Source organism: Shinella sp., assembly GCF_049651085.1.
Lineage (GTDB): Bacteria > Pseudomonadota > Alphaproteobacteria > Rhizobiales > Rhizobiaceae > Shinella.
The window spans coordinates 137,570-164,519 of the sequence record NZ_JBASBL010000027.1; the positions used below are offsets into that span (position 1 = coordinate 137,570).

A 26,950-nucleotide genomic window follows, 5' to 3' on the forward strand; every position below is an offset into this window, starting at 1 on the left:
AACCCATGGGCATAGCGATTTCCAATCTCTCGGTGAGATACGGGGCCGAGACCGTCATATCCGGCCTCTCCCTCGATATTCCGGAAGGCTGTTTCTTCACACTGCTCGGACCTTCGGGTTGCGGCAAAACCACGCTCCTGCGCACAATCGCTGGTTTTGCGCCGGCAAGCGGCGGCCAGATCCGCTTCGGCGGCCGCGACGTCACCGAGCTTCCGCCGCACAAGCGCGCCATCGGTATGGTCTTCCAGGACTACGCGCTCTTCCCCGACAAGACGGTGGCTGACAACGTTGCCTACGGCTTGCGTGCGCGGGGCGAGAGGGGAGAGGGCGTCGACCACAAGGTCAAGGCCGCGCTCGATCGTGTCGGTCTCGGTCATTTGCTCTTGCGCCATCCGGCCGCCCTGTCCGGCGGCCAGCGCCAGCGCGTGGCACTTGCCCGTGCGCTGGTGATCAAGCCGCAGGTGCTGTTGATGGATGAGCCGCTTTCCAACCTCGATGCGAAACTGCGTGTGCAGATCCGTGAGACGATCATCGAATTGCAGCGCGAGGCGAACATCACAACGGTCTTCGTGACGCACGACCAGGAAGAGGCCCTGTCCATGTCCGACCTGATCGGTGTGATGAACAAGGGCAAGGTCGAGCAACTCGGTTCGCCGCAGCAGATCTACGCGACACCGCGTACCGGCTACGTCGCCGATTTCGTCGGCGCAGCCAACCGCATCGAGGTTTCCGTACGGCCGGCCTCCACCAGCCGTGTCGAGGTCGAGGTTGCCGGCAATTGGCTCATCGCTACCGATGCGTTGGACGGCCCGGCCGACCGCGGCCTGCTGGTGCTGCGGCCAGAAGACCTGAAGATTTCCGCCGAACCGGTCGCCGGCCGGCAGTCGCTGCCGGCGACCGTCCGCGGCCGGCAATATCTCGGCGCGCGCACCAGCTACAGCGTCGAATGCGCTGGCGGCCTCGTGCTCAATGCCGAAATGCACGGCGCGGGGCATGATGCCTTTCTGCCGGGCGCCCATGTCCACCTCGGGTTCGACCCCGCAGCGGCACGGGTGATCCAGTCATGAATGGCTCTGCTCTCCGATCCCCCTGGCCCTGGCTGTCCGCCCTGGCCCTCGCTCTTCTTGGGGCATTCGTCCTCTATCCACTGCTCTATATCTTCACCGCGAGCTTTCTCGGCGAAGGTCGCTCGGGCTGGCTCCAACTCATGGAAGACGGACGCAGCCTCGCGGCCATCGGCAACACGCTGGTGCTCGCCTCAGTCGTGACGCTGGTTTCCACGCTGATCGGCGTGCCGCTCGCCTATGTTTCGGCGCGCTTCCGCTTTCGTGGCAAGCTGTTCATTACGCTATTGCCGCTCGTGACGCTGGTAATTCCAGAAGTCGTGACGGCGCAAACCTGGCTGATGATCCTCGGCAACAACGGTGTCATCACCCGCTTCCTGAAGGGCTATGGCATTCTCCTGCCGAGCTTCTATGGCTGGTTCGGCCTCATCACCTCGATGAGCTTCATCTATTACACCTATGTCTATATCGGCACCGTGGCGGCGATCGGCAAATTCGATGCGCAACTGGAAGAAGCCGCCCAGAGTCTCGGCACGGCGCCGGTTCGTTCGCGCCTCAACGTCATGCTGCCCGTCATCCGCCCGGCGATCCTCGCCTCCGCGCTGCTTGTCTTCACCATGGTCATCGGCAATTTCGCCATCTCGACCATTCTTGGCCACAACGTGCCGCTGCTGTCGGTGGCGATCTACCAGGCGGCCGTGGCGGAGGGCGCAAGCAACCTCACCATGCAGAGTACGCTTGCCAGTGTCTCGGTGCTGATCGTCATGACCGTACTCTTCCTCAACCGCCGCATCATCGCCAAGGGCCGCTACGAGACCGTGCAGGGCAGGGGCGCAAAGCCGAAGCCTTTGAGCGGCGCGCAGGGGGTGCTCGTCAGCGGAGCGGCCGGTATCGTTGTCGCCATCTCGCTACTGCCGCTCGTCACGATCGCGATCGGCGCCTTCACGGTCTCGCGCGGTCCGGTCATGCGCTGGGGCGAATGGACGCTCGACAACCTGGCGCGCGTCTTCATCACCGCGCCCGGCCCGCTCGTCAATTCGATCCTCTACGCAGGCATCGCCACTGTCATCTCGGTCGCCTTCAGTACGCTGGTCAGCTACCTCGTCGTCAAGAAGCCGAACCTTGTCACGCCGTTGATCGACTACGTCTCGGCTATCCCGCTCGCCCTTTCGGGCACCGTTCTCGGCGTCGGATTGCTCGCCTCGTTCAACGGCGGCTGGCTGTCGCTGACCGGCACCTCGACCATCATCGTGCTCGCCTACGTCATCCGCCGAATGCCCTTCGGCATGCGCAACGGCCAGGCGATCCTGCACAACATCCCAAACTCGATCGAAGAAGCCTCGATCAGCCTCGGCTCGCCACCATTCAGAACCTTCCTGCGTGTCGTGCTGCCGATGATGTTGCCGGCTGTCACCTCCGCCGCGATCCTGACCTGGACGACCACCGTTTCCGAACTCTCGGCCTCGTTGCTCGTCTATTCCGGCGGCCGCGAAACCTTGCCGATCCAGATCTTCCGGCTCATCGACTCCGGTTTGATGGCCTATGCATCGGCCTATGGCCTTGTGCTCGTCGCCGTGATCCTGCTGCCGGTCATCATCGCCACGACCGTGTTCAAGGTGGACCTGTTTGCGTCCAAATGAAGAGAAAGTCGGTCGTGTGGGGGACGCGACCGAGCAGAATACCAACAGAGAGGAACTGCCATGAAGAAACTTGCTGCAACCACCCTGCTGCTCACCGGCCTTGCCGCTGGCACGCACGCTGCCGATCCCGTCGTTTACACCACCAATCCGGTTCCGGCCGTCGAAGCCGTGCAGGCCGTCATCAAGGAAAAGACGGGCCTCGCGACCGGCATTATCACTGGCGGCAGCGGTGTGCTGCTCCGCCGCATCGAGGCGGAGAAGGTCGCTCCGCAAGGTGATGTCTTCTGGTCTTCCTCGGCCAACACGATGGGCGCCTTTAAGGAAGTGCTGGAACCTTATGCTTCGCCGGAGCTGGCCGCGATGCCTGCGGATCTGCGCGTTCCTGACGACTACTTCCAGCCGGCCAACGTCCATGTCGTCACCGTCATGGTCAACACCGACCAGTTGAACGGCTCTGCCGCGCCCACCGACTGGAAGGACCTTGCCGATCCGGCCTGGAAGGGCCGCATCATCCTGCCTGATCCGGCGAACAGTTCGACCGGCTATACGATCGTCTGGGGCCTTTCGAAACTGCTCGACGAGGCGACCTACAAGGCGCTCGTCGGCAATCTCGTCGCTTCCTCGTCGTCCTCGGCCGTGCCGAAAGGGGTTGCGATGGGTGAATATGCCGTCGGCCTCACCTTCGAGACGAACAGCTACAGTTATGTCGATGGCGGCCAGAGCGAGATCAGCATCGTCTATCCCACTTCCGGCACGTTCACGACGCCGGAATTTGCAGCTCTCGTCAAGGGTGCGCCGGCCGGGGAAGACGCCAAGAAAGTGATCGACGCACTCCTCTCAAAGGAAGCGCAGATCGAGCTGCTGAAAGTAGCCTTCCGCCGCCCGAGCCGCACCGACGTCAAGGTCTCCGACTACGTGAAGCTGCCCGAACTGTCTACGATCAAGGTCTTCAAGATCGACGAGGAAGAGGCTGCCCGCAGCCGCGATGCCTTCCTCGCCGAATGGGAGGCCTTGCCGAAGGCGGGCGCGAGCAAGTAAGCAGGGCGCGGACTTGGCGCCAGCACCATCCGCGAAGGATTGAAGCTCGCCTTCCTCGACATGCGAGCCGAGAGCGTCATCGCCAAGATTCAGCCGAGCAACACGCGCTCGCTGAAGGGTTTTGAGCGCTGCGGTTTTCTTCTCAAGCACGCAACGCCAACGCTCAATTCCCTGCCGATGACCGCTGGCCGGTATCTCCAGCTCCTGCGCGAAGGCGCCATCGCGGTTTCTGCCGAGATTTACGTCACGGAGATAGACAAAGCTCGTCTTCAGAGCCTGATTGAGTTCGAGGAGGGGGCGGCGATGGTCGAGCTTGAACACGAGATCGAGAGGGCCATTGTTGTCGATCCTCAGCACGTCGCGCGCGATGTCGTGACAATGAACTCCAAGGTCGTGCTGCAACTGGACGACGAACAAACGGAACTGGCCCTTGTCTATCCGGAAGAAGCCGACGAACGCTCCGGGAAACTATCGGTCCTGTCCGACGTCGGCACTGCGATCCTGGGCTATCAGGAGGGCGATGCCATCGAGTGGATGGTTGCAGATCGTACTCGACGCATTCTGATCGAGAGGGTGATCTACCAACCGGAATCGGCCGGTGATTTTCATCTCTAGTCGCACAGTGGGAAACCTGCTTGCCGAGTTCGTCAGCCAATCTGACAAGTGGATAGGAGGGCCGGACTTGATACCGGCTGTACGCTATCAGGTTGCCGGCGCCTGCCCTCACTCCTCGCGGAAGGCGCGGGTGATCTGGTCGGTGAGGGGTTTGACGAGGTAGGAGAGGGCGGTTCGATCGCTGGTCTGGATCATCGCTTCGGCCGGCATGCCGGGAACGAGGGAGAGGCCGCCGAGCTTTTCGAGCTCCGTGCGCGGCACGGTTATGCGCACCAGGTAGAAGGAAAAGCCGGTCCTCTCTTCGGTGGTGAGGTCCGCGGCGATGCGCGCGACATTGCCGGACAGTTCCGGCGTCGTGCGCTGGTTGAAGGCCGAAAGGCGCAGCACCGCGCGGTGGCCGGGCAGGATCTGGTCGATATCCTTGGGGGCGATGCGCACTTCCAGCGCAAGGTCGTCGCCCTCCGGTATGACCAGCATGATCGTTTCGGCGGGATTGACGACGCCGCCGACCGTGTGCACCGAAAGCTGGTGCACGGTGCCTGCCTGCGGGGCTAGGATATCGATCCGCTTGAGATCGTCCTTCGCTGCCACCTCTCGCTCGACATATTCGCCGAGCTGTCCCTGGATTTCGCGCAGTTCACGCCCGACTTCGGTTTTCATGTCCTGATCGATGGAGAGGATCTGGAGCCGTGTCTCGGTGATCTTGCCGCGCGTCTGCGCCTGATAGGCGACCTTCTCCCCACGCTCGCCCTCATAGGTCGCAGCCTGGGTCTTGAGGCTGTTGAGGCGCTGGACCGAGACGACGCCCTTGTCGTGCAGCGCCTCCTGCGAGGCGATTTCCGAGCGCAGCACCGCCAGCCCGCCGGCATAGGCCGTCTCCTGCGCCTTCAGCCCCTCGATCTCGTGCTCGTACTGGGCGATGCGCTCCGTCAACTGCGCCTTGCGGGCATTGCGCGCCTCCCTGCGGAATTCGAACAGCCGCGTCTCGCTGCGCACCGCCGAGGCGATGTCGGCGTCGGTGCTGCCGTCGTCGAGCCCTGGCGGGAAGTCGATGGTATCGCGGTCGTCGCGCTCGGCTTCAAGGCGCGCGAGGCGGGCGTGCAGCTCGTTGAGCCGCTTCGTGACGATGGCGAGGCCCGCGCGCGTCTGCGTGGAATCGAGCCGCAGGACGACGTCGCCGGCTTTTACAGTATCGCCTTCCTGCACGAGAATGGCCCCGACGATGCCGCCCTTGGAATGCTGCACCTTCTTGGCATAGGAATCGACGACGAAATGGCCGGAGGCCACCACGGCGCCGGCAAGCTGCGTGGTCGCCGCCCATCCCCCGACGCCGCCGGCCAGCAGCACGGCGAGCGCGAGGCCCGCCGCAAGGTGGCGGCGGATGGAACGGGTCACGGGCGTCACGTCAGTGCTTGGCATCTTTTTCTTCCGGTTCGCCGTCGCTTTCGGTCTTCGCGGGATTGGCGACCACGCGCAGCGGCATGACGCCCTGGCCGGTCACCGCAAAACCGTTGCCGCTTCTTGCGGCGGGCGAGGGCTTGAGCACCTGTCCGAGAACCGCGTCGCGCGGACCGAACGCCTTCTGGCGTCCGCCCTCCATCATCAGCACCTGATCGACCGCGCCAATGGCGCTCGGCCGGTGCGCGACCACCACGGCGATGCCGCCGCGTTCGCGCACCGAGGCGATGGCGCGCACCACCGCCGCCTCGCCCTCGGCATCGAGATTGGCATTGGGTTCGTCCAGCACCACGAAGAAGGGGTCGCGATAGAGCGCCCGCGCCAGCCCGATGCGCTGGCGCTGCCCGGCCGAGAGCGAAGAGCCGCCTTCGCCGATGCGCGATCTGTATCCATCCTCGAAGCGCAGGATCAGTTCGTGCGCGCCGGCGGCCTGCGCGGCCGCGACGACGGCGTCGGGATCGGCGTCCTCCTCGAAGCGGGCGATGTTGTCGGCAATGCTGCCGTCGAACAACTCGACGCCCTGCGGCAGGTAGCCGATATGGCGGCCGAGGGCTTCGCGGTCCCACTGGTCGAGGCTGGCGCCGTCGAGCCGCACCTTGCCGCCGGCGGCTGGCCATGCGCCGACGAGGGCGCGGGAAAGCGTCGATTTACCGGAGCCGGACGGCCCGATGACGCCGAGCGCGCTGCCGGCCCCGATCACAAAGCCGATGCCGCTCACGGTGGGCCACTTCTCGCCGGGCGGCAGGATGGTGACGTTTTCGACGCGCAGTTCCTTGCAGGGCGCAGGCAGGGGCATCGTTTCCGGCAGGGGCGGTATCCTGCCGAGCAGGTCCTGCAGGCGCTTCCAGCTATGCCGTGCCATAAGGAAGGGTTTCCAGCTCGCGATCGCCAGATCGACCGGGGCGAGTGCCCGCCCCACCATGATGGAACTTGCGATCATCACGCCGCCGGTCGCCTGCTGCTCGATCACCAGCCAGGCGCCGACGCCGAGCACCGCCGATTGCAGCATCACGCGAAGCGTCTTCGACAGGCCGCCGAGGCCGCCGGCTATGTCGCCGGCCCGGCGGTTGGCGTGAAGGTAGTCCGCATTCGCCCGTCGCCAGCGCGCTTCGAGCCGCGCCCCGAAACCGAGGGCCTGCACGACTTCGGCATTGCGGCGCGAAGCTTCCAGGAGGCCGTTGCGGGCCATGTTGTGGGCGATGCTGTCGCGGACAGGCCGTTGGGACAGCGCGTTGGCAAGCAGGGTCAGGAGGACGAGGACGGCCGCGCCGACGAGCGCCGTCATGCCGATCCAGAAATGGAAGAGGAAGCAGATGCCGAGATAGAGCGGCATCCAGGGCAGGTCGAAGAGGGCGGTCGGCCCCTGGCCCGAAAGGAAACCGCGGACATTGTCGAGGTCGCGAAGCGGCTGGAGACCGTCGCCAGGCATGCGCGAGAGAAGCGGCAGGCGCACGACAGCATCGTGTACCCGGCCGCTGAGCGCGCCATCGAAATGCTCGCCGACACGCAGAAGGACACGGGCGCGGATGATGTCGAGCCCGGCCTGGAAGAGATAGAGCCCGGCCGCCAGCACGCAGAGGCCGACGAGGGTCGGCACGCTGCCGCTCGCCAGTACGCGGTCATAGACCTGCAGCATGAAGAGCGGGGAGGTCAGCGCCAGAACGTTGACCACACCGCTGATGAGAGCTATTCCAAGGAATGCTCGTCTGAGGGGTGAAGCGACCGCCGCAGTCAGAGACTGCGACGGTGCCTGCTGTGGGGCTACCAACACTACAGCAAATTTCTCAGGCGAGCAGGTTGACGCCCGAGACGAGCGAATTGTTCGCAATGTCCTGGACGGAGATGCTGCCGTTGACGCCGTCGGTGACGGTGGCGTCGTAGAGGCCGCTGACGGCGTCGTAGGCGTAGCTTACGGAAACGGTTCCCCATGCCGTGACGTCGATGAGGTCCAGCGCGGCGTCGAAGTCCGTGATGACGTCGTTGCCGTCAGTGCCCTGGAAGACGAAGACGTCGGACCCGCCATTGCCGGTCAGGATGTCGTTCCCGTTGAAGCTGTAGAGCGTATCGGCGCCCGAGCTGCCGTTAAACGTGTTGTTCTGGCTGTTCAGCACGCTCAGCAGGTTGGCCGGATTGCCCTGCATGATGCCGTAGACGAAGTTGTGCACGGGGTTTGCCGCGCCCGTGCCCGTAAGGCCGAGGCCGTTGATGTCGATGTCCCAGGCGGACTGGGAGAACGTGTCCGTGCCCGCATTGTAGGCGAGGCCCTGGCCGAAGGTCGCACCGTCGACAGCGCCGGCAAGAACGTGGGACGTCATGTCGTAGTAGAGATCGCCGGCGGCGCCGGAATCGATCACCACCGTATCGGCGCTGCCCACGCCGCCCACGGTCGCGCTGCTGCTGTCGGCGACGGCGAACTGGTTGCCGACGAAATCGGCCGGGTTGTTGGAAAAGAACCCATAATAGCCGGGCGCGAAGCTGGCATCCCAGGCCGTCAGATAGTCGAGGAAGTCGACGCCCACGCCATCGTTGTTGGCGTCGTTAAGGTCGATCGTTGCCATTTGCTTTCCTTTCTGGGGTTGGCTGCATCCGGTATCCGGACACAGTTGTTCTCACGCTTCGGACCTGGAAGGACCCTGGCGCGATGGATGCTCAGAACCGGACCTTGAGCGACAGGGTCGCCGTGCGGCCGGGAGCGGGGAAATCCGAGCTGTTCATGGGATCGATGTAGGCCACGTCCGTCAGGTTGTTGACGGCAAAGCGCAGCGATGCGTTCTCGTTGAAGTCCCAGGAACCGTAGATGTCGAAGGTCGTATAGGGCTTCGCGCGGTAGACGGTCGAAAACAGACCGAGTTGCTCGGAAGGAACGATGCGGTTCGCCCGCGCGCCGATGTTCAGCCGGTCGTCGAAGAACCGCACGCCGACATCGGCCGTGAAGCGGTATTTCGGCGCGACGGAGACATAGAGGATCGCGCCGCTGCCCGTGGATGTCGCGTTGCCCCAGGGGTCGTCGCTGTAGGTGTTCGCGAAGTCGCCCTTGGTGTAGGTGAAGGAACCGCCGGCATAGTAGGGACCGGCATCGTAGTTCGCTTCGACCTCGACGCCGCGAAGCCGGGAATCGCCGAGAAGGTTCGTATAGGCATAGTAGCCGCCGACCTGTCCGCCGGTCGCGGGCGTGCCGCTTACGGTGCCGAGCGCGATGTAGTTGTCGACCGTCTTGTCGAAATAGGCCGCTTTCACGCGCAGGCTGTCGCCGCCCGTCAATAGGTCGTCGGCCGTGAGGTTGAGGCCGATTTCCCAGGTCTGCGAGGTCTCGGGCTTGAGGTAGGCATTCGGCGCATAGTCCATGAGGTTGCCGATATGCGAGCCGCCGAGCAGCATTTCGCCGAGCGTGCCGGGGCGGAAGCCCTCGGAATATTTGCCGAAGATCTGTACGCCGTCCAACGGCTTCACCGCAATCAGGACCTCCGGGGAGAACCGTCCGCCGGACTGGTCGAGGTCGATCTCATGGATGATGTCGCGTTGTCCGAAGACGGGCCGCGTGGTCCAGATGCGGCACGTTCCGATGTTCGGGCCTGTCGTCCAGTAGATCCGGCAAACGCCCGGCGTGACGAGATAGCTCTCCGAGCCGCCGTCGATCGTGGAAGAGCCCTTGATCTTGTAGTAGTCGTAGCGTCCGCCGATCGACGCCTCGAGCCATTCCTGATGCTCGTATTTCACCGAGGCGAAGGTGCTGGAAAGCCAGCGGTCGCCCGTCGGGTTGGGGCCGGTGAACCACCAGGTATTGTCCGTGTCGCCCGCTTCGCGATTGAGCGCCTCCGTCCCGGCCCGGTCGAGGAAGAGTTCCGTTCCGTAGTGCAAGGAGAGAACGCCGGCGGGAAGGTCGACCTTGCTGGTGTTCTCGAGGTTGAAGCCATAGGTGTTCAGGCCGTAGCTGACGTCGAACTCGCCATAGTCGTTGCGGCCGGAACGCCACTGCCGGTTCTGGGTCTCGTTCCACCAGAGCTGCCCCTTCAGGTCGAAGAGCGGATCGTCCGGCTTATAGGTATAGGTCAGCGTGCCCGTGAGGTTGCGCACATGGTTGGTGTTCTGCAGCGTCGCGAGCGCCGTGCTGGTCGTGAAACTCGCGTCGTAGCGGATGAAGCCGAATTCCACGCGCTGGTCGTTTTCGAGGTCGAGGCCGGCCTTGAACAGGCCCGACGTGATGTCCGAGCCGGTGAAGACCGGCTTGTCGCCGCCGGGATTGCCCACCAGCGTACCGTTTCCGCCGATGGCGTATTCGCCGAGATTTTTGCGGCTGATGGCGGCGACGATGTCGATATTGTCGGACGTGCGGGCGGCAAGCGCGGCCGAGCCGTAGAAGTCGTAGGCGTTCGTGCCCCGGGTTGCGTCGATCCAGCCGCCGCCATTCCTGCCCGGAAGAAGGATGTCGTCGGCGGTCAGCGTGCGGAAGCCGACCACGCTGCCATGCGAGCCGCCGCTGCCGACGCCGGCCGCGGTATTCTTCTCCACCTCGATGGTCCTGACGAGCAACGGGTCGATATAGACGTTCGAGGTATAGCCGTGCCCCGCCTGCTGGAAGTTCTGGCGCGCGCCGTCGATCGTCGTCGTCACGCGGGTCTGGTCCTGCAAACCGCGCACATTGATCGCGACGCCGGGATTCTGCGCGGCGCCGGCGACGGAGACGCCCGAGACGCCGGAGAACAGGTCATAGGCGTTGCGGGCCTGCTTCTTCTCGATGGCCTGGCGCGAGACCACGCTCACGCTAGCTGGCGTCTCGTAGACCCAATCCGGCGTGCCCTGGAAACCAGCACCTGTCGCGGCATTGCGCGCGCCCCTTTCCACGGTGATCGTCTCCAGCGCCGTCGATCCGTCGGCGATCGACAGATCCGAGGCATTTGCGGCGCCGAGGCGGATGACGGCGGAGCTGCCATTGACGCCGCCGCGCATGCCCGTGCCGGTCAGCATGCGGGCGAGGGCTTCCGACGGCGTGAAGCTGCCGACGACCGCACTGGTGTGGATGTCGCCCGCCTGCGCCGCCGAGAGCGTGACCTGAAGGCCCGACTGCCGGCCGAAGGCGCTGATGGCGCTCGCAAGCGCCTGCGCCGGAATGTTGAACGGAATACGGGCCGCTTCCGTCAGGGAATTGCCGGTGGCGTTTTCCTGTGCCAGGGCGGCCTGCGGCAGGACCTGCGTGCCTGCGCACAGTAGGGCAAGGGCCGTCGTGGCGAGAAATACTGTCCGGCTGGCCGGATATCTGGAATGCATGATCTTCGTCTCTTCTGTGCAGCGATGTGCCATGCGGCGCTCAAACGAAAAGACGGACAGCTCCGGATTTTTTCCCAGGATTCCAGCGGCTATGCGCTAAATCTTGATTATTTCAATCATATTTTTACGTCACAGGCGGCTGATGAGGCGCGCCACCGGCGAGACGCGCCGCACCTTGCCGCCAAAAGGCGCCACGAGCGTTTCCAGGGCCTGGTCGGGATGGCGAAGGTCGTAGAAGCCCGTCACCCGCTGGCCCGCCAATGTGCCATCCGGTAGGGAGAGCCAGGCTGGGTGATAGCGGCGGATCTGCTCCACCACCGAGCCGATCGTGGCGTTGACCACGAAGATCTGCCCGTTGCGCCAGGTGGCGATATCGTCGATCGGGATGGTCGTGCGGGAGATTTCGCCCGTAGCCCGGTTGGCTGCCAGGAGGTCGCCGGGCGCAAGGACTTCCGTTCCGTCTTCGACCAGCGCTTTCACGGAGCCTTCCGCCAGCGCGACGACGGTGACGTCACCATCCGTCTGGACATCGAACCTGGTGCCGAGGACCACAACCTCGACGCCGTTCGCGTCGACCGTGAAGGGACGGCTCTTGTCTGGCGTCACCTCGAAAAAGGCCTCGCCCGCGAGCAGGCGCACAGCCCGGCGGCCCTTTTCGAAATCCGTCGCGATAGCGCTGGCACCGGCGAGATGAACGAGACTGCCGTCTTCGAGCGTCACCGTCCGGCTTTCGGCCGTGCCGGTCCTGTGGTCGGCCTCCATGCGCAGGATCAGCGAAGGGCCGATGATGACTGCGAGACAGAGCATCGTCGCTGCCGCTGCCCCGAACATGCCGGCGCGGCGCAGCAAGCCCGCGCGGCGGGGACGATACGAGCGCACCTGTGCAAGATCGTGCGGCGCGTCCTTCCACGTCTCCTCGAAGGCCGGGGCCGACGCACCGAAGGCCTGCCAGACCGTCTGCAGGCGCTCCCAGGCGTGGCGGTGCTGGGGGGATTGTTCCAGCCAATGCTCGAAGCGTTCATGACACCGGGGGTCGCCCGGCTCCTCCTGAAGCGCAATCATCCAGCCGGCCGCCTCGTCGGCAATCTTCTGGGAAATGTTCGTTCCGTTGTCGCGCATGCTGGTGATAGCTTTCGTTCTGCCGGTGCCCGGAGAAGCCGCCCGCCCGAATGTGTTCGTCACATACAAGACGAATAGCTCTCCCGATTTTCTCAGGATTCGATGAGGGTTCCTGTTTCAAGGCATCCTTGCAAGTAGTTCCGCCAGTCCGGACTGTATCAGCCGGTGGGCGCCTGACGTCGAAACACCGAGATGCCGGGCGATTTCCTCGATGCGATAGCCGCCGAAGCGGTGCATTTCGAGGGCAATGCGCTTTTGCGCGGGCATCGTCGCGAGGATGGCCTCGACCTGCCGGATGTGATCGCAGAGCAAGGCCTGCTGCTCCGGTGTCTCATGGTCTTGCGGAAGGCCCCACCAGGGCGTGTCGTCGGGATGTCCCCGCGCTTCGAGCCGGCGCCGGCGCCGCGTATCGAAGGCGAGATTGCGCACGATGCGGTAGAGATAGGACTTCAGGCGCGAGGGCGATTGCGCCGCCTCCGGCACGAAGCGCACGAACGCCTCCTGCACGATATCCTCTGCATCCTCGCGCGAACCGATGATCGGCGTGGCATACCGCACCAGGTCGGCGCGATAGGCCACATAGGTTTCGTAGCGCGTGTCGTTTCCCTGAATGCCCATCTGCCCGCCAAGCGCTTTCCGTCACGGTCTAAGGTTCCGTTTCGCGCACTAGACCCCGGAAGGGTGATAGCCATAAAACATGAATTTTACAATCATGTTATTTGGGCCCGTCGTGACAGGCGCGATATCTTTCCATTGCCGTCACGACAATATCGGGCGCTCTCCCTGGCCGGTGCCGGTCGTGTCGGCGGCAGGTGCCGGGTTTCGCGCCCAGATGGCATGTTCGATCTTGCCCCTGAGCTCGGGATAGGCATCGGGGTCGAAACGTGGCTCTCCCGTCTTCTTCTGGTCGAAATAATCCCTGGTCAGCTTCGCGACGGTGCCGGAGAGCAGCACGATAGCGACGAGATTGACTGAAGCCATCAGGCCCATTGCCGCGTCGGCCATGTTGAAGACGACCGCGACCGTCGTATAGGCGCCCCAGATGACCATCAGCAGCACGGCGACGCGCAGGGCGGCGATGAAGCCTTTGTTGTCAAGCTTCAGGAAGACCATTGCGTTTTCCGAATAGGCATAGTTGCCGATGATCGAGGTGAAGGCGAAGAAGAAGATGGCGATGGCGATGAAGTAGCGGCCTGCCTCGCCGATATGGGCCACCATGGCCTCCTGTGTCAGCGGCGTTCCCGTAAGCTCCGAGCCGGGTGCCATGACGCCCGAGAGCAGGATCATGATGCCGGTTGCCGTGCAGATCAGAATCGTGTCGATGAACACGCCGAGCGCCTGTACGAAGCCCTGGCTGGCCGGATGATGCGGCGAAGGCGTGGCGACGGCCGCGATGTTCGGCGCGGAGCCCATGCCCGCCTCGTTGGAGAACAGGCCGCGCTTGACGCCGTTCAGCATAGCGCCCGCCACCCCGCCTGCCGCCTGCTCGATGCCGAAGGCGCTCTTGACGATGAGGGCAAGAACCGCAGGCACTTCGCTGATGTTGGCCAGCACGACATAGACGGCCATGCCGAGATAGGCGACGGCCATGAAGGGCACGACATATTCGGCCACCTGCGCGATCTGCCGGATGCCGCCGAAGATCACCACCGCCGTCAGCACCGCAAGCCCGACGCCGACCCAGATCTTGTTGATGCCGAAGGCGCCCTGCATCGCATCGGCGATCGAGTTCGCCTGGACGGCGTTGAAGACGAGACCGAAGGCGATGATGAGGCAGACCGAGAAGATGACGCCCGCCCAGGGCGCGTTCAGCCCCCGGGAAATGTAGAAGGCCGGTCCTCCGCGATATTGCCCGTCATGATCGGTGATCTTGTAGAGCTGGGCGAGCGCACTTTCTGAGTAGGCTGTCGCCATGCCGACGGCGGCGACTACCCACATCCAGAACAGCGCGCCGGGGCCGCCGAGGAAGAGGGCGACGGCGACGCCGGCGAGATTGCCCGTGCCGACGCGCGAGGCGAGGCTGGTGCACAGCGCCTGGAACGGCGTGATGCCACTGGTATCATTGGCGGGCGCGGTCATTACCGAGCGGAACAGTTCCGGGAAATGCAGGATCTGGATGAAGCGGAGGCGCAAGGTAAAATAGATGCCGACCGCGATCAGGCCATAGATGAGGATATAACCCCAGAAGATGGTGTTGAGGAAATCGATGATGGCGTTGAGAACTGTCACGGCCGTCTCCTTGCTGCGCGCACGGCGTGACTGCTCCGCGGCAAACACAGCTTGTTCGCCACAGCGTTCGATGCGCCGTGATTTAGGATGAACTGACGAGTGAATAGTTGCATGGGATGACGGGCAGCGCAATCTTGAAAACGACTGCCCGGCGTTCGGACTGGCGAGGCGGCGGATCGCCATCAGCGCCACCATGCCGCCCGCCACGACCGCCTTTGGTTTCGAACGCGGGCGGGCCGTCACATCGGCCCCGCCGGCGAACCAGAGGCCGACGAAGGCGAGCGTGACGACAGCCATCTCGATGGCGATGCCGGCGATGAAAAAACCACCGCCGAACGAAGGCTTCGCGTTGGGCTATTCGTTATCTTCAGAATTTTCCAACGATATTGAAAAAAGCCCCCCTGTCGTCCAGCGTCAGGTCGCGCAAATCGTCGGAGAAGACGCCGAAATTGAAGCCGACGCCAACTTTGAAGTTGTCGCCAACGTGTCGGTAGACCGCTGCAAGCGCGCCGAAGTCGGTTGTCTCGGCAGACGGCATGTAGAGAGCCCGGCCTTCGAGCAACAGGTCCCACTCCTTCACGATGTGCAGGTCGGCGCGCAGAATGCCGAGATGGGCAGAGGAGCGATCCCAGCTGCCGAAAGTCTCCGAGCCGTCGCTGGTGCGCTGTTGCACCTCGCCAATACGGAAGCCGTATTTGCCGCCCACCGTCAACCACGGAAACAGGTCGTAACTCAGGTCCGCCGACAGAATATGGCTACGCTGCTTGGGGCTGGCCACGCTGCCACTGACGCCGATCTGATCGACACCCGGCAGGTCATAAAGCCAGGTGTATTTGAAAAGCATATTGAGCCTGTCATTGTCGACGGGCCGGTAGGCATAGCCGAGCGAAGCCTCGACATAGTCCCCGTCGTGGAATGCGCCAGCGGTTGAATCGGAGAGCACCGCATCGACGTTGGCGAGTAGGCGCCAGTCATTGCTGGTCTTCCACGACACGCCGGTGGCGAACATATAGGAGCGTGCATCGCGGCTGCCATCTTCGGAATCGTCGAAGCGCGCTTCGCCGCGGCTGCGGGCGCTGATCCCTGCCTCCTCGTCGTTGTATCCGACCGACAGCGAGACGCCCGTGCGGTCGAAGTCCGAGCGCTGCAGGCCTGTCGCCGGGTCGATGGTGTCGTCGCCGACGGAACCGGCTTCGAAGCCGGTATCGACAGTCCAAACGGCGTCGGGCGTATAGACAACGCCGTAGGTCTGGGTCAGCGATTGGCGCCGCCCGAACATGTCGTAGCTGTTCTCGGCATAGGCGGAAGTGGACTCGCCGAGTTTGCGCCGCGTGCCGCTGACGATTGCGCCACGATCCGTGCCGACGAGATCGTAGCTGCGGTCGAGATCGAAGGCGCGATCGGGATCCAGGCGGTAGCCGAGGTAGTAGTGGTCGTCGGCGTTGGGATCGTAGGTGACGGCGGCGAGTGCGCCGACGCCACCGATGCCGTAGGAGACCTCGCCGCTCACGCCAACCTTGTCGGTGAGCCTTGTCTCGCCGCCGACACCGACGCGATCGTTTCTGCGGATATCGCCCGAGCGACTGAGCGTGCCTTGCCCGAAGAGATAGGCTTTCCAGTCGTCGTTCGGCTCGTATTCCAGTCTAACGCCGGAATCGAGCCGCGAGCCGTCATAGCCGTGCTTGCTCGCGGCGATGGCGCGGGGGGACATTACCTCGGTGTAGCTGATGCCGAAGGAGGCCTTCCAATATTCGTCGAGCTGGTAGCTCAGGCTGGCCTTGCCCTTGCTTTCCTTCCTGCCGTCGTCGTCGGAGATGCCTTCGTAGACAAGGGACAGCCCCGTGCGATCGCTGAGTTCGAGGTCGGCATGGGCGTTCCAGATGCGCTGATCGATGTTTGTCTGGTCAGATAGTGTCGCGAAGCCTCTCTGCTTCTCCTCGTAGGAGCCGCCGATCGTGCCCTTCACACCGCCCTTCGCGATGTCCTCCAAATCGAGCTGGCCGCGCACGCGCCAGGCGTTGGCCGAGCGATCGGGGTCGCCGATACTGTCTACATCACTGAGGGTCAGGCCACCGTCATACGAACGCGAGGCGCCGAATCCGGGTCCCCGTGAGCGCGAGACCTCGGCCTCTAGGAAGGTCTTCTCGGAATGCCGCAATTGGATATCGGCGCCATAGGCTTGCTGGTCCGCCTCGCCGGTGGTCTCGCTCATGCCGGTAACGCCGACGCGCACCTTGTCATTCAGCCATTGCTGGCCACGGCCGCCAAAGACATAGCCGTCGACATCGGTGACAAGAGGCGTGTATTCGTACTGGGCGAGAACGTAGACCTTGTTGCCGCCGAGCGCGCCGTCGCGCACCGGGCCGTTGGTGCCCGTCGAGGACGACAACGGCCGCTTGAGGATCATCACGCCCTGCATGTAGTCGAAGCTGTAGTCCTCGCCATAGACGAGGGTGCGGCGCTCGACGATGCGGCCGGAAACGGCATCGCGGATCTCGACGGTCACCGTTTCGGAGCCGACGGTTATGTCCTGCCGCTTCAGGAAGTAGGCCGAGCCGCCGGTGCCGAGGAACTCGTCGCGCTGCGGCAGCGTATCGGGCTGGGCCGCATACAGAGTGACTTCGCCCTTGCGCTCGCCAAAGGAGGTCGTCTCCTCGGAGCGGTAGACAGCGCTCGCGCCATAGAGCGCGCGCTCGGAGCGCATGAACTCAGTGCCCGTGATGCGGGTCTTGTAATTGCCCCACATGACATGACTGTCGCCGCGTTCGAGACGGACGAAGAACTTGCCATTGGTCGGCGCGTCCTCGACCATGGTCGAGTCGTCGCCATAGACCGGATAGTAGTCGTCAGGATCGAGACGCCTCAGCAATTGCCGTGGGTCCTTGCTATCAAGGCCGCGGAACATGTTCTCGATCTTGTCTTCGCCGGTGTCACCGGCAGCGGTCAGCAGGTATTTTCCCTTGACCTTGCCCTTCACATAGAAGGCAAGCCGGCCGTTGGTGTAGATGTCGTCATATTCTCCGGGGCGGACGCTCTCGATGTCGGCGTCGCCAATGCGCTTGCCGACGGTGAGATCGGCGAGCGCGACATAGAACCAGTCGTTGTCGGGGATCTTGATGCGGCGATTGAAGTCGAGCGCACTTGGCTTGGATAGACTCTGGACCGCAACATCGACCTGATGGTCGCCGGGGGGCAGGATGCGTTGCATCACAAAGTCGCGTTCGCCGTCGAGCGGCACATTCTCGCCCAACGCAACGACCCGGTGGCCTTCAGGCAAGTTGCGTCCAAATACGGTGACGGCGCCGCCGCTGATCGGGATGTTTCGCGATCCGGTGCGGTCCTCACCCATGCCGGGCGCGACAGCCGCCTGCCTGGCATCCACTGCCAGATCGCGTGTAGCGCGTGCCATGGTCAGCGGCACCGTCTCGTCATAGCGGCCTTTGGCGTCATAGACGCGCAGTACATAGACGAAGTCGCTCTCGTCCTCGCCAGCATTCCTGGCCGGCATCCTCCAGGAAGCCTCGCCGTTGATCGTTACCGGCACCACCGCAAGCGGCGCGGCCACATCCTTCCCGTCCTCGGGATAGATGCGAATTTCGGCCCGATCGATGAAAGCGGGATAGTTGGAGGTTGCAAGGAAATCGACTGCCTCGCCGGCTTTGTATGTTCGGCGGATCGGCACGGTCGAGACATTGAGCAGGGGCTTGGCCTCCAACCCGTCGAACTTGACCTGGATGTCGACCTTGGACAGATCGACATCCGCCTTGCGGGCGACGTCATCTTCCGTCCGCTTGGCCCCCTCGGCGACGGGTTCCCCGTCGACGCTGATTGCAAACGGGATGTCGCCATTCTCGGCAGACCAGGCAATGCTGGCCGAGCCGACCAGCGCAATCGCACTGCCGGCGAGGAGAGCTGCACGCAAGGCCGAGTTCGCGTTGAGGAGGCGGACTTTCACATCGAATCTCACTTGCTTGCCTCCACGCGCGTTTCGACATCGAGCGACTTGCTGTGGCCTGCCGCCCGCCAGCGCCTGGCGATTTCAGTTTTCAAGGCCTGCATTCGCGCGTCGGCAAGCGGCTTGCCGTCGGCAGTCGCGAGGTAGTGGATACGCAGGATCGACGGCTCCTTGCCGAGCAGCTCCACGAGTTGATCGAGGCCCTTGATCCATTCCGCGCGCAGGGCCGGCGTGCCTGCAACGAATGCCTCGTCCTTGAGGTCGAGTTTGACGACACGGCCAATCGCGGCGCCAAAGTTGAGCTTGGTCATCTTGCCGGCGGTGAGCCGTACGACGCGCGGGTTCTCGGTGGTCAGGCTGTAGCCGGACGGCAGCGTGCGCGTGTCGAGTTTCATGATGAAGTTCGAGCCGATACGCTGGTCAGGCAGGTCGGCACAGGCGACGTGGAAGCGGCCATGCGCGTCCGTGGTCACCAGCACGCCCTTGACCGTAGCAAGCCTCACACCGGGCAGACCCAGTTCGCCCTTGTCCTGATACCCGTTGCCGTTCTCGTCATCGAAGACCTTGCCTATGATCTCGCCGCAGTCGAAGACCGGCTCGGCCAGGATTTCGATGGATGCCTTGGCATCCGGCGCGACCTTGCCGCCATCCTTGTTCGTAGCGATGGCTGTGTTGACGTGCTTGCCCGGACCGGCAGAGCTCAGCGCGGTCAGCTGAAGTCGAATGACTGCCTTGCCACCAGCGGGTAGCGTCAGGTTTTCGAACACGATGTTGCGTCCGTTGACGTTGGGCGTCACCGCCACATCGTCAATCGCTGCCGAACCCTCGACGAAGCGGAAGCCGGCGGGCATCACGTCCTTTATGATGAGGCCGCTGACCTTTGATACGGCATTGTTGGTCACCGTGATCGTGTAGGGCGCCTTCTCGCCAATGCGGATGTAGCGCAACCCGGCCTGCTTGGTGAGGCTGATATCCGCAGGCGCAACCGCCGGCAGCTGAATCAGGGCGTTGCTGCTATTCGATACCACCAGGTTCGACGAAATCACCTTGCCGTCGCGGTATCCTTGCGCCCGGGCAGTGTTGTCTGTGCCATCGACAATGCCGGCGGCATTGTTGATGTCTCCCTGGGTCAGGGAGTACGTCGCCTCGAAGGTCGCGTCCTGGCCGGGGGCAAGCGTCAGCGCCGCCGGCGTCATCGCCGACAGGCTGGCACCGGCCGGCAGGCCGTTGAAGGTAGGACCGGCATCGACCGGGGTTACCTGATCGAGCACAATATTGCCGGTATTCGTCACCTTGAAGGTGTAGACCAGCCGGTCGCCCACCGTGGGCGCACCGCTGCCATCGGTATCCTCGAAGGAGCCCGACTTGACGATTTCCAGAGCCGGAGCCGGCGGCACGATCGGAACGACAACCGGGTCGTCCGTCTCCTTCGTCGAGCCCGACAAATCTTGCACCGGCTTTGTAACCGTGCCGTCGAGATAGTTGGCGGTTACCAACGCCTGGTTTTCGACCTTCCCGGCGTCGATATCTGCGGCGACGATGGCATAAGTCGCTGTGACGCTCTGCGATGCTCCCGGGGCGAGATTTCCAACATTGAACGACGATGGCACAATCCCCGGCAACGGATCGACGATCTTGACATCGGTGAGGCCCAGGTTGCCGGTGTTGGTCACCACGAAGGTGTAGGTGATGGTCTCGCCCGCCGTTGCGGGCTCGTTGAGGCCCGACACCGCCGACTTCACCAGCGCGATCGAAGGCGCCTGTGCAATCGGAATCACGACTTCATCGGAACTGACCGGCGGTACCGGGGTTGCAATGCCCGTGACCGGATCCGTGTAGATACCCTCGACCGTGGCTGTGTTGCGCACCTCGCCCGCATGGATATCCGATAGCTTGAGCTCATAGGTCGCCGTCAGTGTCACGGCATTTTCCGGACCCGGCAGAAGCGTTGGTATCGTCGTCACAGGCATGGCCAGATCGGCCAGCGGATCGCTGACTTCGACGTCTGTCAAAGTCACGTTGCCCGTGTTGGTGACGACGAAGCTGTAGGTCACCACGTCGCCAGGCTTGGGCGGTGTGCTCAGAGTGGCAGTGTAGGACTTTTCGATGTCGAGTGCCGATATCTTGGTCAGCAGCAGCTCGACGGGCGTGTCGTTTGTCGTGTCGGTACCCGAGGTATCCGTCACGGTCATCGGGACACCACCGGTCCCGGGAGCCGTTCCGGAAACCAGCGCCGTATTGGCAAAGCTGCCCCGATCGATGTCGGCCTGCTTGAGGGCGTAGGTGGCGGTGAAGGCATCCGTATTGATCTCACCCGCCGCCAACGGCCCGGCCCAACCCGACGGATTGTGAACGGCGACATCAGCGACCAGCTCTGCCAGCGCGATACCTTGCATCGTCACGTTGCCAGTGTTGTGGATGGCAAAGCCGTAGGTGATCACATCGCCAGCCTTGGGCGGCGTGCTTAGCGCCGCGGTGGTGATCGACTTCACCAACCGGATCTCCGGCGCCTGCGGTATGATTGTCGTTGTCGGATCGTCCGTTTCAAAGGTCGTGCCGCCACGATCGGTAACGGTCTGGCTGGAATCAACGGTCGACTTGCCCGTGGTGACAGCCGTGTTGATCACCGAACCTGCATCGATGTCCTTCTTCATGAGCGGGTAGATCGCGTTGACTTCGATCTCCGTACCAGAGGCATTGCCTGCCGCGTTCTGGGGCTGCAGGACGACGCTCGACAGGGCCAGCGCGTCAGCGGGGTCGATCACCACGCCGGGCAGCAGATCGACCAGCGTGATGTTGTCGAGTGGGACGTTGCCGGTATTTCGGACAACAATCTTGTAGGTGATCTCCTCGCCCGGTTGCGGCGGGTTGGAAAGACCGGAGACGTCGCCAATCTTGGTCAGGGCTATCGACGGCGAATGCGTCGGCAACGGCGTCGTGACGACGTTCGAATCCGTGGAGGTCTGCGGACCTGTCTGACTATCGAATTCGATCTTTGCCTTGTTCGTTACCTGGCCGGCATTGATGTCGGCCTGTGTCAGTGGTGCCTTGACGGTGAAGTCGACTGTGGCGCCCGGCGCCAGGCTGGTAACGCTGGCGGGCGTCACCGTCGCATCGGGGAACGGGTCGCTCGCCACCAGATTGGTCAGCGTGACGTTGCCGGTGTTTTGGGCGGTCACCGTCCAGGTCAGCACGTCTCCTGCGCGCGGCACAGTTGGAATGGTGCTGCTCAGCACCTTGGTCAAGCTCAGGCCGGGCTTCTGGTGGAGCAGCACAGAGGTGGTGCTCGGCGGTGTCGTGATCGGCGTATCGGTCGGGCCGTGTACCCCGCTGGCGGTGGCGCTGTTGTCAACCTTGCCGGCGTTGATGTCCTTCAACTGCACGGCATAGTCGGCATAGACGACCGTCGAGGCCTGCGGCACCAACGTGCCGATTGTGAACGCGCCAGCAGGATCGGTCACGATGCCGGCCAAGGCGTCGATCACCTTGACTTTGCGCAGGGTGGTGTTGCCAGTGTTGGTGACCGTGAACTTGTAGCGGATTGTGTTCCCGACCACCGTGGGGTTGGCAACGGCGCTCGCATCATGAACTTCCTTGACGATGGTGAGACCAGGCATGCTGAGCGCCGGTACGGTTGCACTGCCGGTGTTGGTGACGTTGACAGGCGCACCGCCGTCGACACCCCATTGGCCGGTCGCCGTTGCCGTGTTGGGAAGTGTACCGCGATCGATGTCAGCCTGGGTCAGTGCATAGGTGGCCTTGAATGCCGTATTGTTCGACTCGCCCGGGTTGAGACGTGCAATCGGCGTATTCGAGGCCCAGTTCAGACCGCTCAGGGGGTCGGTCACAGTAACGTTGAGCAGTGGCGTTTTGCCGGTGTTCGTGACCTTGAAGGTGTAGGTCACCAACTCTCCGGGCACCGCTGTGCTGCCGGCCGGGCTGAAGGCCGCCGTCTTGTCGAGCGTGATGGCCGCCGAGGCCGCAGGCGTCACCGTGGTCGGGGTGTTGTTCCCGTTTTCGTTGGGGATGCCGTTGCCGTCCGGATCCGGGTCGGCATTGTTGTGCGACAGGTCCGTGGGATTCTGGCCCGAATGCTGGCCGTGGCCGGTGGCCCCTGCCTGATTGGTATGGACAAGTGCAGGTACGACGCGCGGAACCACAGGATTGACTTGAACGGCGTAGGTCACCGTGCCGGTCGCGCCGGCAGCCAGTGTTCCTCCCGTCACAATGTTGGTGTTGGTTGCCCCGTTGAAACCCGCATTGAGCGATCCGAAGTTCCCGGAAACCGAATTTATCCGATATTGCCCCTCGGCCGGCGTTGCGCTGCCGCTATTGGTGCCGAAATTCTGCGATGCCCCATTGAGAACGTCCGAAAGGGCGATGCCCGTCATGGGTTCGAGGCTGAAGTTCTTGATCGTCAGCGAGTAGTTGATGATGTAGCTGCCATCGGCCAGGATAACCGGGGCTCTCGCCACCTTGCCGACGCCAATGCGCGCGAGCGGCACGCGGGTGAAGTTTTGGTTGATGCCGCTGATGGCATTGGTGATGACGATGTTGTTGATCCGGCCGACGCCACTTGCGGTCGCCGTCCCGGCGCTGGGGCCAGGCAACGCCTTGCCGTCAACCAGATGCTTTTCGGAAATGGTGCCGTAGTAGACGCTGTAGGTGCCGGGCGGCAGGTCATCGAAGCTGTAGTTGCCGTGCTCGTCAGTCGTCACAGTTTGCAAAATCGCGGCATTGTCGTGGACGGCCGTGCCTTCCACATGGATGATGACACCGGGAATTCCGGTATCGACCGCATCCTTGGCATTGTCGGCGTTGAAGTCGCGATAGAGCGTACCTTTGATGCTGCTGCCCTCGACGGTGGTCACCTTGCCGGTGCCGGTGTTGTCGGACAGGTCCTGATCGTGGGACTGCGTGGTGGCCGTCGCCGAATTCTCGGCGGCCTGCGCCGACATCTTGGTGATCTTCGTCTTCAGGGTGATCGTCACCGTACCGCCCGGAGCGATATCGCCCAATGCGCAGCTGATGTTGCGTTGCCCGATGGCGCCCGTGCAGGTGCCGGCCGATGGGGCGGGCAGGGCCGTCAACTCCATGCCATCCGGCAGGTTGTCGACGAGGGTGACCTCTTCGGCGAAGTCGAGGCCCGAGCCCGTCTTATTCGTAACGGTTATGGTCCAGGAAAATTCCTTGCGAAGGTCAACGGTTCCGACACTTGGCACCTTCGTCACCGCGAGGTCGGCCTTCACCCGAACCGTGGTGTCCTCATAAGACTTGTTGTTGTCGGTCGGTGCTTCATAGCCAAGCGCCGTCTCGTCTGAGGTGACGGAGACATTGTTGGTATGCCGGCCCCGGGCGATTGCCTTCATGTTGATCACAAAGGTCTCGGAGCTGTTGCTGGCCAGATAAGGGATGTCGCAGGTGACGCTGCCGCCCGGTGTCATGGCGCTGGCGCCGGCCAATGTGCAGGTTCCGCCGATCGGCGCTATCGCGATTTTCGGGTCGGCCAGACCGGAAACAGGAAGCGTGTCGACGACCCTGACATTTGTCGCATCAGACGGCCCGCTGTTGCGGACTTTGACTGTGTAGCTCGTGTTTTCCGTGATGAGGACCGGGTCCGGGCCGTCGGTCTTGGTGATGATGAGGTCCAGCTGGGGGGGCAGAATCGCGATCGTCAGGTCGGCTTCGTTGTTGTTTGGAACCACCTCGGGGGTGGTGGTCGAGACAACCACCTTGTTGGTTATCGATGTGTTGGTAAGCGGCGTCGTGGGAACGGCGCGGACCGTTACCGTCTGCTGCGATCCGTTCGCGATCGTGCCCAGATTGCAGATCAGCATCTGCGAGCTCGGAACTGTGACAGTCCCGGCAGCAGGAGACGTCGTGCATGCGCCGGAGCTCGGCACGGCGCTGAGAAAACGCAGGCCGAGCGGCAGCGTATCGGTGAGCACAACGTTGTCCGCTCCGCTCAGCCCATTGCGCGGGACGCTTGCGGTCAGCACATAGACCAGCTCCTGGCCCGCCGCCGCGCCGGCCGCCGACGAGGGGCTGACCTTGGTTACGGTCACGTCCGTGCGCGGGTCGACGGTGTAGTTGACGCTGTGGCTGTTGTTGCCGGTGTCGTTGTCGGGAACGGTCGTCGAGAAGGCGACGGCCGTGTTCTGTTTGGCACCCTGGCTGCCTGGCCGGACCGTGACTGAAACGACCGGGCAATCGCCGCTTCCCGCGACGCAGACCGGCAGTGACGGCAAGATGCACTGCAGGTCGCGCGAATAGCCGCTGCTGGTCGGCGTCTGGCAACTCATTCCCGCCGCCAGGCCCGGTACGATGCTGATCCCGACATCGCCGGGTCCCGGCTCGCCGCCGCCGGCTGCTGCGACGATATCGTTCAGCCTGTCGTCGAGCACCACATTGTTTGCGATTGCCGGTCCGGCGTTCACCACCTCGATGTTGAACGTGATCGGCTCGCCGGCGAAAATCTGGGCGGGCACGGGATTGCGCGTCTTGATGACGCTGATATCGGCCCAATTGAGACCGTCGGCACTCTCCACACCCGCTGACGTCGTGTTGTTGCCGGGGTGCTCATCGCCGTTCGGATAGTCGTCGAACGATACCGTCATGCTGTTGGTGATCGAGCCGGCTGCCGTGACCTTCGTCGTCAACACGATGGTCTCGGTTTGCTGTGTCGGGCCGAGAGGCGAGGCCTGCGTGTACATGTTGGTCGTGCAGACGACGTCCATGGCGCCTGTGATCGGGACGGCCGGGCAAGTCCAGCCGGCCGGCGCAGCGATCGCAGTCACGGTCAAGCCAGCCGGCAGATGGTCGGTGATCGTCAGCGGCCCCTGAAATCCGGCGTTGCCGTCGTTGCGTGTGCTCAGGCGGAAATCATAGGAATTGCCGACCGTGACGAGCCCGCGGGGCGGGCCGGACTTCTGCGCGACGAGGTCGATAACAGGTTCGGCAATGAAGGCTGCGCCGTCATTGCCGGAGTTGTTGGCGCCAGCATCGGTGTTCTCGTTGGGAGAACTGATCGTCGCGACGTTGGTGACGCCAACGCCCGCGGCCGTCGCGGCAGTCGCGCGCGCAGTGATGGTGATCGGCTTGCTGTAGTCTGTCCCCGCGGCCGCTGTGTAGCCACAGTCGATGCTCTGGCCGCTTGCCGAACATGACCAGCCGCTGCCGGCAACAGCGTTGACGCTGACAAACTGGTAGTTGGCCGGCAGGACATCCGCAATCGTCGCCTGCGTCGGCTTCACCCCGGCATGGCGGGGCTGGAGGGTAAAGCTGACTTCATCGCCCACGAGGATCAGCCCCTGCGGGCTGCGCGTTTTGCCTATGCTGACATCGGTTCCCGGAAGGACGGCTATGTCGGCCGTCACGTCATTGTTCGTCGGGATCGGATCGCGCGGCCCCTTGCTCGATATCCCGGCCGCTACTGTGATCGTCGAGGCGTTTTCAGTCGTCACTTGGCTCTCGAAATCGAGGGCGACCGATGCACCGGAGGCGATCGGGCCGGGGATTTCGCACTTGATGTCGGGAGCGGCATAGGAACAGCCAGGCGGAAGGGTGACGTTGGATGACAGGCCCGTCGGCAGTGGGATAGTCAGCGTCGCACCACTTGCCGGATACGGACCTTCATTGGTCACCGTAGCCTTGAACTTGGCATTCGACCCCGCCTGCACCGTCGCCGGATCGAGTTGAAGAGCCACCGAAAGGTCGGCGCCTAGCTCGACGGTGGTCATGCGGGTGAAGCTCGGCCCGGGATCGGCTATCTTGGCCGCGAGAGAGATGTTGCCCATCGCCATTGGGCGCAGATTGACTGTGGCGTTGAGGCCGCTCCCCGGCGACAGCGTGGGAACATCGCAGGTCACCTGCAGTGGTGCTGTCAGCTGGCTCGCGTCCGGCAACGGGGTGCAGTTTTGCAGGCCGTCGACACCGACAAACACCGTCGTCGCCGGGATCGTGAACTCGACCGTCGTCGATGGTGTCGACGCATTGTCGTTGTTGTCGATCCTCACCGCATAGGGCAGCAGGCCACCAGCCGGAATCGGGTTGTATCCCGAATTGTCGATATTCAGCGTCCAGCCGCCATTGACCTGGGCATAGGCCGTCGAGACGGCGAACAGACAGACGAATCCGATGGTACCCACTGCCTTGAAAAGGCAGGCGGCGGCGACCCTAGTAATGTGAGGCACTTACAAAACCTGGAAAATTTGCGGCGAAATCTGCAAACGCAAATCCCGACGATCAGAAATGAAATTAATTTTTGTCTAATGTAGAGAGGCGTCAGTTACTACAAGTAGTCATCAATCACGGATACAGCCAGTGCGGAAAATAATCTTTATTTCAACTTATAGTCACATGCCCTGTACTGCGATTCATATCAAATCACCCGTAGAGGAAGGCTCCCAAAAAATAAAGACATTCCGTTCACGATTATGCACTGGAGTGAAGCTCGGTGACTGGACCCCCAATCCCGCGATCGACACGCCCGGATCAAGGCATGCTTCGATCAGCGGAGCCTTCGCGGTCGAGCATAGCGCCGCTTCCCGTCGCTAAGAACCCGCACC

General features: G+C 63.2%; 13 protein-coding genes. 4 read left to right on the forward strand and 9 right to left on the reverse strand.

The window, feature by feature from the left end; translation table 11 throughout:
• Positions 1 to 5 precede the first annotated feature (5 nt).
• Genes WA950_RS18045 through WA950_RS18060 form a run of 4 tightly spaced genes read left to right on the forward strand, consistent with a single transcriptional unit; the run spans position 6 to position 4,357 of the window.
• Positions 6 to 1,067 carry an ABC transporter ATP-binding protein gene (locus tag WA950_RS18045; protein ID WP_424553102.1) on the forward strand — a complete coding sequence of 354 codons (1,062 nt, stop codon included), beginning with the start codon at positions 6 to 8 and terminating at the stop codon, positions 1,065 to 1,067.
• Positions 1,064 to 2,704 carry an ABC transporter permease gene (locus tag WA950_RS18050; protein WP_424553103.1) on the forward strand — a complete coding sequence of 547 codons (1,641 nt, stop codon included), beginning with the start codon at positions 1,064 to 1,066 and terminating at the stop codon, positions 2,702 to 2,704. Before WA950_RS18045 ends, WA950_RS18050 begins: the two co-directional genes overlap by 4 nt.
• A gap of 60 nt (positions 2,705 to 2,764) precedes the next feature.
• The gene (locus WA950_RS18055; protein WP_424553104.1) at positions 2,765 to 3,742 is read left to right on the forward strand and encodes an extracellular solute-binding protein; all 978 of its coding nucleotides are present in this window, start codon (positions 2,765 to 2,767) and stop codon (positions 3,740 to 3,742) included.
• A gap of 39 nt (positions 3,743 to 3,781) precedes the next feature.
• Positions 3,782 to 4,357, forward strand: a complete 576-nt coding sequence (locus WA950_RS18060) for a GreA/GreB family elongation factor (protein ID WP_424553105.1) — start codon at positions 3,782 to 3,784, stop codon at positions 4,355 to 4,357.
• A 108-nt stretch (positions 4,358 to 4,465) separates the two neighbouring features.
• On the opposite strand, the gene WA950_RS18065 is transcribed toward WA950_RS18060, so the two are convergent.
• The 9 genes from WA950_RS18065 to WA950_RS18105 form a co-directional block, all read right to left on the reverse strand.
• Complete coding sequence (locus WA950_RS18065; protein WP_424553106.1) at positions 4,466 to 5,776, reverse strand: HlyD family type I secretion periplasmic adaptor subunit; 1,311 nt, start codon at positions 5,774 to 5,776, stop codon at positions 4,466 to 4,468.
• Entirely contained in the window at positions 5,763 to 7,586 is a 1,824-nt protein-coding gene (locus WA950_RS18070) for a type I secretion system permease/ATPase (RefSeq protein ID WP_424553107.1), read from the reverse strand. The genes WA950_RS18065 and WA950_RS18070 overlap by 14 nt, the downstream gene beginning before the upstream one ends.
• Before the next feature lie 13 nt (positions 7,587 to 7,599).
• Positions 7,600 to 8,373 (reverse strand): heme acquisition protein HasA, encoded by a 774-nt coding sequence (locus WA950_RS18075; RefSeq protein ID WP_424553108.1) that lies wholly within the window; start codon positions 8,371 to 8,373, stop codon positions 7,600 to 7,602.
• 91 nt (positions 8,374 to 8,464) lie between these two features.
• Positions 8,465 to 11,080 (reverse strand): TonB-dependent hemoglobin/transferrin/lactoferrin family receptor, encoded by a 2,616-nt coding sequence (locus WA950_RS18080; RefSeq protein WP_424553109.1) that lies wholly within the window; start codon positions 11,078 to 11,080, stop codon positions 8,465 to 8,467.
• 129 nt (positions 11,081 to 11,209) lie between these two features.
• A complete protein-coding gene (locus tag WA950_RS18085) occupies positions 11,210 to 12,199 on the reverse strand; it encodes a FecR family protein (RefSeq protein WP_424553110.1) in 990 nt (329 codons plus the stop codon).
• A 117-nt stretch (positions 12,200 to 12,316) separates the two neighbouring features.
• Positions 12,317 to 12,817, reverse strand: a complete 501-nt coding sequence (locus WA950_RS18090) for an RNA polymerase sigma factor (protein WP_424553111.1) — start codon at positions 12,815 to 12,817, stop codon at positions 12,317 to 12,319.
• A gap of 141 nt (positions 12,818 to 12,958) precedes the next feature.
• Positions 12,959 to 14,428: an alanine/glycine:cation symporter family protein gene (locus tag WA950_RS18095; protein ID WP_424553112.1), complete on the reverse strand. Its 1,470-nt coding sequence runs from the start codon at positions 14,426 to 14,428 to the stop codon at positions 12,959 to 12,961.
• Positions 14,429 to 14,795: 367 nt separating this feature from the next.
• Complete coding sequence (locus tag WA950_RS18100) at positions 14,796 to 18,395, reverse strand: TonB-dependent receptor (protein ID WP_424553113.1); 3,600 nt, start codon at positions 18,393 to 18,395, stop codon at positions 14,796 to 14,798.
• Positions 18,392 to 26,575 (reverse strand): DUF7507 domain-containing protein, encoded by an 8,184-nt coding sequence (locus WA950_RS18105; RefSeq protein WP_424553114.1) that lies wholly within the window; start codon positions 26,573 to 26,575, stop codon positions 18,392 to 18,394. The genes WA950_RS18100 and WA950_RS18105 overlap by 4 nt, the downstream gene beginning before the upstream one ends.
• Positions 26,576 to 26,950: the final 375 nt, after the last annotated feature.

Coding starts and splice junctions, on each gene's coding strand:
- WA950_RS18045 (WP_424553102.1), top strand. CDS start 6: ATGGGCATAGCGATTTCCAATCTCTCGGTGAGATACGGGGCCGAGACC.
- WA950_RS18050 (WP_424553103.1), top strand. CDS start 1,064: ATGAATGGCTCTGCTCTCCGATCCCCCTGGCCCTGGCTGTCCGCCCTG.
- WA950_RS18055 (WP_424553104.1), top strand. CDS start 2,765: ATGAAGAAACTTGCTGCAACCACCCTGCTGCTCACCGGCCTTGCCGCT.
- WA950_RS18065 (WP_424553106.1), bottom strand. CDS start 5,776: ATGCCAAGCACTGACGTGACGCCCGTGACCCGTTCCATCCGCCGCCAC.
- WA950_RS18075 (WP_424553108.1), bottom strand. CDS start 8,373: ATGGCAACGATCGACCTTAACGACGCCAACAACGATGGCGTGGGCGTC.
- WA950_RS18080 (WP_424553109.1), bottom strand. CDS start 11,080: ATGCATTCCAGATATCCGGCCAGCCGGACAGTATTTCTCGCCACGACG.
- WA950_RS18085 (WP_424553110.1), bottom strand. CDS start 12,199: ATGCGCGACAACGGAACGAACATTTCCCAGAAGATTGCCGACGAGGCG.
- WA950_RS18090 (WP_424553111.1), bottom strand. CDS start 12,817: ATGGGCATTCAGGGAAACGACACGCGCTACGAAACCTATGTGGCCTAT.